This is a genomic window from Acinetobacter sp. 766875, assembly GCF_000582055.1.
GTDB lineage: Bacteria > Pseudomonadota > Gammaproteobacteria > Pseudomonadales > Moraxellaceae > Acinetobacter > Acinetobacter nosocomialis.
On sequence record NZ_JEXX01000004.1, the window covers coordinates 51,630 to 65,116 of the forward strand.

At 38.1% G+C, this 13,487-nt stretch carries 10 protein-coding genes; 6 read left to right on the forward strand and 4 right to left on the reverse strand.

All coding sequences use genetic code 11. The features are described from left to right. Positions 1 to 23 precede the first annotated feature (23 nt). A complete protein-coding gene (locus J576_RS05535; RefSeq protein ID WP_002054478.1) occupies positions 24 to 1,031 on the forward strand; it encodes a hypothetical protein in 1,008 nt (335 codons plus the stop codon). 23 nt (positions 1,032 to 1,054) lie between these two features. Here J576_RS05535 and J576_RS05540 read toward each other — a convergent pair whose 3' ends face one another. Both J576_RS05540 and nfuA read right to left on the reverse strand, forming a co-directional pair. Further along, positions 1,055 to 3,319: a TonB-dependent siderophore receptor gene (locus J576_RS05540; RefSeq protein ID WP_002054449.1), complete on the reverse strand. Its 2,265-nt coding sequence runs from the start codon at positions 3,317 to 3,319 to the stop codon at positions 1,055 to 1,057. Positions 3,320 to 3,488: 169 nt separating this feature from the next. Then, positions 3,489 to 4,127, reverse strand: a complete 639-nt coding sequence (nfuA, locus tag J576_RS05545; RefSeq protein ID WP_002054458.1) for a Fe-S biogenesis protein NfuA — start codon at positions 4,125 to 4,127, stop codon at positions 3,489 to 3,491. A gap of 158 nt (positions 4,128 to 4,285) precedes the next feature. Between nfuA and J576_RS05550 the strand changes: the two genes are divergently transcribed. From J576_RS05550 to J576_RS05570, 5 genes are all read left to right on the forward strand, one after another. Next, positions 4,286 to 4,903 carry a rhomboid family intramembrane serine protease gene (locus J576_RS05550; RefSeq protein WP_002054421.1) on the forward strand — a complete coding sequence of 206 codons (618 nt, stop codon included), beginning with the start codon at positions 4,286 to 4,288 and terminating at the stop codon, positions 4,901 to 4,903. Positions 4,904 to 5,071: 168 nt separating this feature from the next. Next, entirely contained in the window at positions 5,072 to 6,748 is a 1,677-nt protein-coding gene (locus J576_RS05555) for an arylsulfatase (RefSeq protein ID WP_033855526.1), read from the forward strand. Further along, a complete protein-coding gene (locus tag J576_RS05560) occupies positions 6,745 to 7,752 on the forward strand; it encodes a formylglycine-generating enzyme family protein (RefSeq protein WP_002054443.1) in 1,008 nt (335 codons plus the stop codon). Before J576_RS05555 ends, J576_RS05560 begins: the two co-directional genes overlap by 4 nt. 120 nt (positions 7,753 to 7,872) lie before the next feature. Beyond that, a complete protein-coding gene (locus tag J576_RS19580) occupies positions 7,873 to 8,037 on the forward strand; it encodes a hypothetical protein (RefSeq protein WP_004710089.1) in 165 nt (54 codons plus the stop codon). Positions 8,038 to 8,578: 541 nt separating this feature from the next. Then, the gene (locus tag J576_RS05570; protein WP_002054429.1) at positions 8,579 to 10,126 is read left to right on the forward strand and encodes a hypothetical protein; all 1,548 of its coding nucleotides are present in this window, start codon (positions 8,579 to 8,581) and stop codon (positions 10,124 to 10,126) included. A gap of 43 nt (positions 10,127 to 10,169) precedes the next feature. Here J576_RS05570 and dsdA read toward each other — a convergent pair whose 3' ends face one another. Together dsdA and J576_RS05580 are read right to left on the reverse strand one after the other, a co-directional pair. Next, a complete protein-coding gene (gene dsdA, locus J576_RS05575; RefSeq protein ID WP_002054299.1) occupies positions 10,170 to 11,504 on the reverse strand; it encodes a D-serine ammonia-lyase in 1,335 nt (444 codons plus the stop codon). A gap of 162 nt (positions 11,505 to 11,666) precedes the next feature. After that, a complete protein-coding gene (locus tag J576_RS05580) occupies positions 11,667 to 13,298 on the reverse strand; it encodes an inorganic phosphate transporter (protein ID WP_004710095.1) in 1,632 nt (543 codons plus the stop codon). Between the last annotated feature and the right edge of the window lie 189 nt (positions 13,299 to 13,487).

The following is a 13,487-nucleotide window of genomic DNA, read 5'->3' on the forward strand; positions in this document are numbered from 1 at the left end:
AAACTCCGGACTTGTGAGACCTTATGTCTACCCAACCAATTATTGAAAAACTTATTGAAGCTCATCTAGTTTTTTTAGATGAGCAATTTGTTCAGGCTCAGGTGATTCAACAAGAGTTTGAACAGTTTTACCATTGGTTGGGGAGTCGGCAATTACAACACCTTTGGACTTTTGAACAGATTCAACATCTCATTCAAAAGCAGATTTTAGATACCCCCGCTTCTGATTTTCTGATCGAACAAATTGCAGAGCATATCCGCTTCGCCCTGATTCATCCTGCAAATGAGACGGCAACAGTTGAAGATGTTATTCCTGTTTTAACGATTGACCGCATTGCACAGTATGTTGCAAGTAAAGAAGAGCATCGTAAAAAACTGATTAAAACAATTGTAAATAATCCAGCTTTTTCAGCTCTTTTGACTCAGTTGATTCAACAAACAATGCATGATTATTTAGATGAATCAATGTCAAAACGCGTGCCAGGTGTAGGACGCTTCATGAAAATGGGTAAATCAGTATTAGAAACAGTGACCGATTCTAATCTGGACGATACCATTAACCATTATTTGCAAAAGAATATTTTAAAACTTAGCCAAATGAGTGAGCGCGTTTTAAACCAACATTTTGACAATGATAAGCTCTATCATTTTCAGGCAAATGTTTGGCACAAAGTTAAAACTATGCCACTTTCTGTTTTAAAAAATTATGTAGAAGTTCAAGATTTAACAAAAACTGTAGGTCTAGGGCATGAAATCTGGGACCACATTCGTCAAACCGATTATCTAAAACAGCAAGTCCACGATGGTATCTATACTTGGTATGTCCGTAATCAGGAACGTAGTTTTGACTTACTACTCCGTGACCTCAATATTGATGAAAGTTTGGTGAAGCATGAACTCACCGACTTGCTTGTACCCGTATTACAACAACTCGTTACAACAGGACATTTAAGACGCCGTGCCCGTGTGTATTTAGAGAAGTTTTATTATTCTGAAAAAGCTTTAGATATTTTAAATAACAAAGGCGCTTGAAGCGCCTTTGTTACTTTTATTGATTAGAAAGAATATTTTAAAGAAGCGTAATAAGCTCGACCTGGCTCATTATAAGTTTGGCTAATAGAATTACTGTCTCTTAAAATTTGTTTATCAAATAGATTACTTACACCAACGCGTGTACTTATATTGTCTGAAAATTTATAACCGACATTAATTCCAGCAATACTATAGCTTTTTACAGTACTTGGCTTAAGCGCAGAATTCGCACCTCCTGAACCTATACCAGATTCAAGTCTATTTTCTGCAAACTGGCGTGATTTTTGACGACCATATTGAGTAAATACAAAATTTACATCTAACTGATCCGTAATGTCATAATCAAAAATTGAGTTAATCGTATAGTTTGGTACTAAAGATAATGGGTTCCCTGTTTGTTTATCTTTCGAGTCCATCATATAAGTAAAGTTGTTAGTCCAGCGGATATCACCAAAGTCTAACCCTAAGCTTCCCTCAAAACCTTGAATTAGAGCTTTAGGCGTATTTTCCCAACGCAGAATATTCCACTTCGTATTCGTCACAGCTCCTGTATTTGCATTGGTGCTTGAACCATCAACTGTTCCGACAACATTTGTACCAGCTACAATTTTATCTTTATAGTCATTACGGAACCAAGTTAAGCTCGCATTCACGATATCTTTTTGAAACTGAATACCGAGCTCTTTGTTTACCGATGTTTCAGGTTTTAAGTCGCCATTACCTTGTAACAAACAACGTGAATCAATATTGGCTGGACAACCATTACCATTTGTACTTAATAAATACCCTTCGGCATTTTGATACATATTTGGTGCTTTATAAGCTTTTGCTACCCCACCTTTTAAAGTGAAATAATCGTTAAGTCTTTGGGTAATATTTAAGCTTGGGCTCCAGTTAGAACCAGATTTACTATGGTCATCAAAACGTAAGCCTAATACAACATCTGTGCTGTCTGTAACTTTCAGGTTATCTTCAATATATGCAGAAGCAATACGTGATTCCATTTTACTACGATCACCTTTCGTCAATTGATCGCCATAACCTGAACCACTGCTGTCTTTACCTTGATTTGTCGAGATATTATCTTTAAATCTGTCTTCAACCCATTCCGTACCTACAGTTAATACTTGGGGTATATAGTATTCGAAAGGAATATTAGCCTCACCGTTAAAGCGAAGAGTTTCTAAACGTGAGGTGGCTTTATCATCAAGGTTATTAATTTTTCCTTCTACACTCCCCGCTAAACCTTCAGGTAGACGTTTGTTATGCGTTTTATCATATTGAGCAACGAGTTTACTCTTACCCCAAGACCAATCGCCCTCGTGCGTTACCGCATAGCTATCACGATACATGGTATTGGTTTCTTTACCGATGAGCTGCGAAAGAATCGCATCTGCTTCTGCGTTTGCATTTAACTGAGAGTCGCCAGAATAAATATTACCTTGTTTGCTAGAAGAAACATCGAACAAGACAGTTTGTTGGTCTGTTGCCTGCCAAGCTAAACGGCCTGAAATATCTTTATTTTTAACACCTTCACGGCCAGCTGCTGTACTACCAATAGATTTATTAATATCAACATCATCAGCTTCCGTTTTATTGTAATTACCATATAAACGATAAGACAAAACGTCTTTATTTAATGGCCCACTTACATTAAAACCAACACGATTTGATGAACCTTCTTTGGAGTCTTCAGGCTGTGAAGTATAGAACTCTACTGAACCATGAGTTTCATTAGTTACTTTTTTAGTAATGATGTTAACTACACCACCAGCAGCACCTGAGCCATATCGCGCAGCTGCTGGTCCACGTAAAACTTCGATCGACTCGATTGCTTCTGCTGGTACCCAGTTTGAGTCGCCTCGTGTATCACGCTCTCCTTTCCAGCCATAACGGACTGAGTTACGAGAGTTAATTGGTTTACCGTCCACTAAAATAAGTGTGTTTTCAGGCCCCATTCCACGAATATCAATTTGTCTATTATTACCACGCTGCCCTGTTGCACTATTGCCTGTCAGGTTGACACCTGGCATACGACGTACATAGTCAGAAATATCATTACGAACTGGTAGTTTTTCTAAATCATCTTTGGTAATAACCGATACACCAAGCGATTGCTTCACTTGCTCTTCCGCTGTTACGAAAATTGTTTCCAATTTCACAGGTTCAGCAGGCTTTTCTAATGTTTGTTCAGCTTGTTCTTGCTCATTTTGTGCAGCAAAAGCCATAGACATCATACTTGCCAGTACTGAAACAGAAAGCACTGACTGGATAATACGCTTCGACATAAGTATTCCCAATATATTGATTTATTAAACATCTCTCATTTTCTGTTTCGCATTGTAACAAAGATAAATAAAATTACAAATGATATTGATAATAATTATCATTATTTATATTGAGTAATAAAAAAACCTCATTTCGAGGCTTTTTTATTTCACTTTTCAAATAATTTAATTATTTGAAATAGGCACCTTCTGCTTGCGTATGGTCTGTTTGGTCAACCACACGTTGTAGTTCAGGAATGTGTTCTCTTAACGTTGTTTCTACACCTTGTTTCAAGGTTACATCAATTGCAGAACAACCTTGGCAACCACCACCGAACTTCAATACAGCAGTTAAGCCATGTTCAGGATCATCTTGCACTTCAACTAAGCTACAGTTACCGCCGTGTCCTGCAAGACCTGGATTAATTTCCGCTTGAAGTACATAAGTAATACGCTCTTCAATTGATGCATCTGGCCCTACACGCGGCACTTTAGAGTTTGGTGCACGGAAAGTTAGCTGACCACCGAAACGATCTTTGTTGTAGTCAATAACAGCGTCTAAAAGATATGGAATAGACGGCGCATCAATGTATGCAGGGAAATCAGGATAGTCCTGTTTATAGTCCGTTGGCACCACTTCTTCTGGTGCACTATATGCCATACAGCACTCTGCACGTGGTGTACCCGGATGTTCAACAAAAATTCGAACGCCAATTCCCGGAGTATTTTGCTTCGCCAATAATTCGTGCAAATACTCTTGTGCAGATGGTGTAATCAAAAGGTTCGGAATTTCTTCTGCAACAGCAGTGTTGGTGTTCTCAGTCGACATAACAATATTCCTCAAGCTGATGCCTTTATATTAACCGAAGATGAGGTGGATTTAAAAAAAATCAACTAAATCTGTCGGATTTATACACAACGGGGTTTCAAGTTGTATTTTTAATGGCATTATTGACCTCAGTATCGATCATTTTTTAAATATTTCTTATGTTGCATTTGCCGTTTAACCATACCATTACCCTTATTATTATTACGGTCATTATCTCTTTACTTGCTTTTAGCAATCAAAACGTTATGAACCGCCTAATCTTTTGGCCGCCTGCGATGCAACGTGGACAATTTGATCGCTTCATCACACATGGCTTTATTCACGCAGATGGTACTCATTTACTCTTTAATATGATTACCCTGTTTTTCTTTGGCAGCATCATTGAAAGTTTTTATCGCCAATATTTCTACGACATGGGCTTTGTCTTGTTCTATTTGGGCGGGCTAATTTTTGCGATTTTACCAAGCTATCTACAACATAAAAATGATGCAAACTGGGCAAGTCTTGGAGCTTCAGGGGCAGTATCTGCTGTTCTATTTGCCTATATCCTGTTTCAGCCATGGAAACTGATTTTTGTATTTTTTATTCCAGTACCCGCTATTATTTTTGCAGTTCTCTATGTTGCTTATAGTATTTGGGCAGGTAAACGTGGCAATACGCATATTAATCATAGTGCCCATTTATGGGGTGTAGCTTACGGCGTAATTGTAACAATTTTGATTGAGCCGCGAGTGATTCCACATTTCTTAGATCAGCTTACCCGCTTACCGTTTTAAACTTAATATTTTTGAAAAGCCCGATATGGGCTTTTCTTTTTTTCTCATTTATTTATCACGATAAATTCTCAGATATTTTTCTGATTTTCTTTGATCAATTCCTTGTTTTGATTGCAAAAACCATCTGATTAAACTCAAGCCAATTCTTTTAATAATTCAGATGATACAATGAAGTACAAAGCTCTTTCATCTAGTCTTTCAATTGCATTATTTAGCTTATCTTTAGCTGGCTGTAACGATAATGATTCACAAGAAACCACGGTAAGTACTCCAAAGCAGCCCAATATTTTATTTATTATGGCCGATGACTTAGGCTATTCAGATTTAGGAGCATTTGGTGGTGAAATACATACGCCTAATATTGATAGTTTGGCGCAAGAAGGTCGACTGTTAACGGACTATCATACTGCACCCACTTGTTCCCCTACTCGCTCGCAACTTATTTCAGGAACTGATCATCACCTAGCAGGCATAGGTGCTATGGCAGAGCTTACACCAGACCATTTAAAAGGCCAGCCAGGTTACGAAGGCTATTTAAATGAACGCTCTTTATCAATTGCGCAGGTGCTCAAAGACAATGGTTATCGGACATATATTAGTGGTAAATGGCATTTGGGGCTAACTCCTGAAACCAATGCTCATGCCAAAGGTTTTGACCATTCATTTACCTTATTACAAGGTTTAGACCATCACTTTAAACAAGCCCCAAGCGCGTTTAAACGAAATTCAACCTATACCGAAGATGGGCAAATTATTCCAATTTCAGCATTACCTGATGACTTTTTCTCGACCAATTATTTTACCGATAAATTGCTGAGCTATTTAGAATCAGGTAAAAATAGCGGTAAGCCATTCTTTGCTTATGCTGCCTATACAGCACCTCACTGGCCTATACAGGCTCCAGCAGAATACCGTGACAAATATCGTGGCGTTTACGATGTCGGTTATGACGCCATTAGAAAAGCACGTATAGCACGCCAAAAACAGCTTGGAATTATTCCAGCAAACTTTGAAGCAGCAGAACCAATCGCCACTCAAAATGCACCACAAAAATATGGAAAATGGGAGGAGTTAACAGCTGAGCAGAAAGCACTTGAAGCCCGTAAAATGGAAATTTACGCAGGTATGGTAGAAAATCTTGATGCAAATGTAGGCCGAATTATCCAATACCTAAAACAAAATAATCTTTATGAAAATACTTTAATTTTCTTTGTTTCTGACAATGGTGCAGAAGGTTTCATTAGTGGTGGGTATGGCAGTGAATCTGGTTTTGATAACTCTGTAGCAAACGTAGGCACCCCTACTTCCTACCACTATATTGGACCACGTTGGGCTGAAGTCAGCGCGGCACCTTTTCATTTATGGAAAGATACAGCTGGCGAAGGTGCAACTACAGCTCCTGCTATTGTGAAATTACCAAATCAGAAAAAAGCTGAAGAAACTAATCATAGCTTCGCATCTGTACTCGATGTTTTTCCAACATTATTAGATTATGCCAATATTCCTGTACCTCAAGGACAATATAAAGGCCGAACCATTAATACACCAAGTGGTTACTCTTGGAAGTCTGTACTTGAAAATAAATCACAAACTATCCGTCCAGCCAATTTCAGCTTTGCCGATGAATTACACGGTAGTAAATATGCTAAACAAGGCGAATGGAAAATTGCACTTCAAGGACGCCCTGAATTAGGATCAGGTTCTTGGGAACTCTATAACATTGCTACTGATCGTGGTGAAAATCATAATGTTGCACAGCTTTATCCTGCAAAAGTTCAAGAGCTATTAGCGGTTTATCAGAAATATACTGAGCAAAATGGCGTACAGGAATATAACGCCAAATGAAATTAAAACTGCTTTTAAGTACTACACTCAGCCTGTTATTCATCACAGGCTGTAGTAAGTCTGAACATAAAGCTGACCTGAAAACAGTTTTACCAAAGCAAGCCACCTCATCGGCTGCTTTGGGTTCTATCGAACAGTGTAAAAGCTATATAGGGCTTCCTACAAACTGGCTTAAAAATAAAACCGCAGGTATGGTATTCATACCAGATGGACAATTTAATTTTGGTTCTGAAAAAGCTTATCCAGATGAACTTAACTTTGGGAAAAAACAACGGGAAGTTAAAGGTTTCTGGATTGATCAAACTGAAGTCACTGTTGCTCAATTCGCCAGTTTTGTAAAGGCAACTGGTTATATTACCGATGCTGAAAAACAAAAACAGGCTGCTGTTTTTACTCCAGATCCACGTCATCCCCAACAATGGTGGCAACTCAAATCAGGATATACATGGAAAACTCCAAATGGCAAAAATGGAGCTCTCCCTCCCCCTCATGAACCTGTAAGGTACGTGACGAAAAATGATGCTGAACATTATGCAGTTTGGCTAGGACGTGATTTACCAACAGAATTAGAATGGGAATACGCCGCTAAAGCAAACTCAAAAACTGACACACCTTTACACCAAGCACCTACCGATGAACATCAGCATCCACAAGCAAATTACTGGCAAGGCACATTCCCTTTTGAAAATTTGAATCACGACCATTTTACTGGTGTTGCTCCTGTCGGCTGTTTTAAATCCAACGGCTTTAAGCTATTCGATATGATTGGAAATGTTTGGGAATGGACATCCTCTCCCTATCAAGGTGCGCATGATCAACATATGGGTAATTATTCTGATTTAAGACAAAAAGAAATGAGCAGCACTCAATATGTGATTAAAGGAGGCTCATTTTTGTGTGCTGAAAATTACTGTTCACGTTACCGTAATAGTAGTCGCTACCCACAAGATTTTGATTTAGCCGCTACTCATGTAGGTTTTCGTACAATTTTACGTACGCCTTAATCGCTAAAAAAACTAGTTTGGAGTGTTGATATTTCTTAACCAAAAATAGATCGAAAAACAATCTAATAATTTCTATAGTAAATAATAAAAGGGAGAATGATAAAAAGAGAGAACAATATGATGAAAAAATTTCTAGTTTGTGCAGCAGCAATTTTCACACTATCACTATCGGCTTGTGCAGTTTATACCCCTGCTGGCAGTGTAGTAGTTGATCCGGATTCGCCTTATCACAATCATCCAGGAGATTTTTGTCCACCAGGTCAGGCCAAGAAAGGTCGTTGTTAAAAGTTTAGATAGACTATAAGCAAATTAATCTGACTGTTTAGAAAGATGATTTACAGCTTATGTATAGGGCTTCACCCAAAATTAGATGGGGCGAAACTAGAAAATTATGGTGTAAAAAAATCACCATATCCCCAAGATTTTTAAAAGACAATCTTACGTTGTCTTCCATCTAGTTTCACCCCAATTCTTTCTTATTCCGTTTGACTTTTCTTATCGTTTAATAAAAAAGTCTAGTTTTTTACTCATCATCGTATCTTTTTTATTGATACATTTTGAACATTTTATCTTCAGCTTAGATCTGATGAATTCGCTCTATACAAAATAATCATTTATGTAACGTAAGTCTATAAAAATGTTCTAGAAATGTGAAAAAAAATGAAGTTAAAATGAGATCAAATTATCATAAAAACTCACTCAAACCACCTTCATCACAAAAATAATTTAATTTTCATTTTGTCAGTTATTGCCACTCGTTTCTTTTAATTGGCATAGATAATGTATACACCTGTATATTAATACTACCGTCCAAGTGAGATATTTTATGTCCAGCCAGAGTCCAGACGAAGGTCTACAATTTCCGATACACGCTTCAACAAAAAAACAAAGTACTTCTCGCACAGGCCAAGAGATTTTGTCAGAAGCTTTATCTATTGTAGATAATAAAACTGCTCAACAGATTTTGACTGAAAAAAACTGGCGGAAAAACTATCCAAGATACTTTAAATCACTTGTTCAACATGGGCTTTCTAATAACAATAACCCGATTACTATCGCCAAACAGGGTTTACATAAGGCTCATCATCTTTTTGACTATTTCCGCGATGGTAAACACTATCTTTTAAAAGATGCTTTGCACATCCCTACCACTAAGCCTTTAAATACAGTTAGATTTAAAGGTGAAAGTGAAGCTGCACCAGAATGGTATGTTCCATATAAAGGCCAAAAACTTAGCGGGCAAAGCTTACTTGATCAAATTCAAAAATGGGAAAATGCAGGTATTATTGAACCAAGCCATGCCAAGGCTTTACGTGAAGCTGCCGCTCATCCAGAATGGTTTGATTTATCTGATCGAACCATGGTTCTGTTTGGTGCGGCTTCAGAAGCTGGTCCTTTACCTTGGTTAGCAAAATGGAAAGCGAATATTGTTGCAATTGATTTACCGAACCCAAGAGTTTGGGGGAAAATTTTAAATACAATTCAGCAAGGAAACGCAACGCTGATTGCACCTACAATTGAATCAGTTGACTCAACAGCAAAAGCTTCTGAATTAAGAGATAAATTAGGTGCCAATTTACTGACTCAAATACCAGAAATTGCTCAGTGGTTAGTTCAATTTCCTCAAAAATTAGATTTAGCTGCTATTGCTTATCTAGATGGTGAAAAACATGTCCGCGTCTCAATGGCTATGGACAGTATTATGCAATATGTGAGTGAACATAAAGCTGATACAAGCTTAATGTTTATGTGTACTCCAACCGATGTTTACGCAGTACCTAAAGAAGTTGCAGAGGCAGCTCAAGAGAAATTTAAATCTCGTTCACAACTACAAAAAATGGCTGCAAAAGGTGTCTCTACACTATCGCTCAAACGTTTTTTCCAAGCACCTTATCAAGACTTGATTACCAGCGAAAATGGCAAAACTTATGGTATTGCAGACTGCTTGGTAGTTGAACAAGGGCCAAACTACGCATTAGCTAAACGTATTCAACAATGGCGAGCAACACTTGCCCGCTATCAAGGCCAACGCGTGAGTATTAATATTGCCCCTTCTACCACAACTCATTCGGTCACAAAAAATCCACTCCTTAAAGCCGCTTTTAACGGTGCGGAACTTTTTGATGTAGAAGCGTTTAGTCCAGAAACCACAAATGCCATTATGGCGGCACTCTGGATCCATGACTTAAGAAATGAATCTTCTGTCGCAAATCCTGAAACTGTGCTTGACCATCCTCTAGAGTTGATGATGGAAGGTGCCAACCATGGCGGTCTATGGCGTGTAGCTTATTTAGCCCGTACAGCCCTTCCTTTTGCTGCAATCTATGGTTTTGCGGCCGAAAAGCTTCCATTTAAGAAATTTTCTAAAAAATAATGAAGTTAAAAGCCCAATTTTAGAATTGGGCTTTTTTATACAATTATTTGTTTTGACTATGCGTTAAATACTTTTGCATTTCATCAGGTGGAACCATACCTCCACCAGTCGCCCATACCACATGTGTCACATGCTGTAACTTTACAGCTGACAATTCATGCAAGGCCAAATAATCAGGAGTAGTTTGCACATAATATGGCCCCATCATGCCTGCCGCTGCCGAGGGCTCAACTTGGATATTCTCAGTTTGATTTAAAAGCGCAATCAGCTCATATAAACATTCATCATGAATGGTGTAGTAACCGTCAATTAACTGCTGCATAGCACGGCCGACAAAACCAGAAGCACGGCCAACAGCCAATCCATCTGCAGCAGTAATGTTATCTAAACCAATATCGTTTACTGAAATCTGATCATGCAGCCCTGTATAAACACCTAGTAACATACATGGAGAGTGAGTCGGTTCTGCAAATATACAATGTACATGCTCACCAAAAGCGAGTTTTAACCCAAAACTCACTCCACCAGGGCCACCACCGACACCACATGGCAAATAAACAAATAATGGGTGTTCTGCATCGACTTTAATCTGTTTTTGCTCACACTGTTGTTTTAAGCGTATTCCTGCTACTGCATAACCTAAAAATAGAGTCGTCGAATTCTCATCATCAATAAAAAAACAATTTGGATCTTGTTCTGCTGCTTTACGTCCCTGCTCTACAGCGACACCATAATCACTGGCGTATTCCACAACATTGACACCTAATGAACGCAGTTTATCTTTCTTCCACTGTCTTGCATCAGCAGACATATGCACGGTCACTCTAAAACCGAGCTTCGCGCTCATAATACCGATTGATAAACCAAGATTACCTGTAGAACCTACTGCAATTTGATATTTGGAAAAAAATGCTCGAAATGCATCTTGGTCAAGTTGACTGTAATCATCATCTAACTTGAGAAGCCCTGCCTCAATTGCTAACTTTTCAGCATGAGCCAAGACTTCATAAATTCCACCACGTGCCTTAATTGAACCCGAAATAGGTAAATGACTATCTTTTTTAAGCCAAAGCTTTCCAGTAAGCTTCTGTTGTTTTTCTACAGATAAGGCTTGTTGCATATCTGCAATTTCAACTAGTTCTGATTCAATTTTTCCATGTAGTGCTTGAGTTTCTGGAAATACTTTTGCTAAGTAAGGTGCAAAACGTTCTAGCCTTGCTTCGGCATCTTTTACATCTTGCTCTGTAAGTCCTACTTTCGCGAGAGCTTCTTTTAAAGGATAACGGCTCGGATTAAACCAAAATGTTTCTTGGTAATCTTGTAATGTTTGAATGAGTGGGAATTGTTGTTTGAGTTGATCGAGTTGAACCGTTTTCATCCTATATCCTTTCATCAATTTTTGAGCTAGTCACCTAGCAATAAGTATTTGCAGTAATCATTCATTCTTTACTGAGTTTATTTGAAAAAAGCGATCTTTTTTTTAAATGTGACAATAAAAAAGCCACTAATAATAGTGACTTTTTAGATTTAAGCAGACAACTTAAATGAACTTTAAGAACAACCAATATAAACCACCTGACAAACAGATGGTCGCAGGTAAAGTAAATATCCAAGCTGACAAAATTGTCTTAATGGTATTAAAGTTTAGACCTGATTTATTTGCAACCATGGTACCCGCAACAGCACTGTTTAAAACATGAGTAGTTGAAACTGGCATACCTAAACCATCTGCTGCTGCAATAGTACTCATTGCAATAAGCTCAGCAGACATACCTTGACCATAAGTCATATGGTTCTTACCAATACGCTCACCTACAGTCACCACAATACGTTTCCAACCAACCATAGTGCCAAGACCAAGTGCTAATGCAACCGCAACTTTCACCCAGTTTGGAATGTACTGTAAGAATGAATCCAAGCTACCGCGATAATCTTTCACAAGCTTTTTCTGTGAATCATCCATTTTTGGTAAAGCATCTGCTTTGTCCAAACGTTTAAACGTGGTTGTGCTTAAATACATATCATTACGAATTTCACTAATCGCAGCTTCAGGAATATCTTTTAAGTCGCTATAGCTAGAAACACGAGCACCTAAATGATCAGTCATACTTGCCAATGCAGGTACAACTTCAGGTGTCTGTTGCTTGGTTTGAATATATTTAGTTAAAACTTCACGCGCTTTTTCATCAGTCAATTCTTGCTGATTATGGTTTAACAAAACAGCAGTTTGAGAAGAAAGTTGGTGGAATGATTGAACCTGTTGTGTATCTAGGTTTTTATTTATTGAATAAGCTAACGGTACTAAACCAACCAAAATGAGCATGATGAGACCCATACCTTTTTGGCCGTCATTTGAACCGTGTGCAAAACTTACACCTGTACAGGTAAAGATTAAAATTGCACGAATGATTGCTGGTGGTGGCTTATTACCTTCAGGTGGCTGGAATAATTCTAATTGGCGTTTGAAAATAGTTTTAACCAACAAGAATAAGATTGCTGCAAAAGCAAAACCAATTAAAGGTGAAAATAATAATGCCTTACCTACTTTAATCACCTGATCCATATCTACACCACTGGTCGTTACGCCAGTCGATGCACTCAATAGATGGTTCATAATACCCACACCCAAGATTGAACCAATCAAGGTGTGAGAGCTAGAAGCTGGGATTCCTAAGAACCAAGTACCAAGGTTCCAAAGAATTGCAGCGATTAACAATGCAAAAACCATTGCAAAGCCAGCACCGCTACCCATGTTCATGATAAGTTCAACAGGAAGCAATGCAATAATGCCATAAGCAACAGCACCACTTGCGACCATTACCCCAAGAAAATTACAAAAACCAGCCCACATGACTGCAACTGGTGCAGGCAATGCATTTGTATAAATGACCGTTGCAACTGCATTAGCAGTATCGTGGAAACCGTTTACAAATTCAAAGCCCAATGCAATGAAAAGTGCAGTAGATAAAAGAATAACCGAATAAAGGCTCAAAGGTGGAACATGCGCTAAATCAGCACTAACCTGAAACCCAATATAAATAAGTGTTGCAACAATAATCGTCAGAAACACCGGCATAAAAAATTTCGGTGTTGGGACGTGTACATTCGTCGATTTTGCTTGCAGGTTTGCCGCAAGTTTTGAATCCGAAACAGGGGGTAGATTAGAATTCATGCAGACGGTAAGAGGATAATAAAATCCTCTGTATTCTTAAATTAAATTATGACAATTATATGACAAAGAGCCGCCTGATGAAGTCAATTTTTTATATTTTGACCTCATTTGATGCACCTTTCCCCGATCATTTTTATTTTATTTTTAAAATACAATAACTTAATTCATTATTTATGAGCTCCTTTTGTG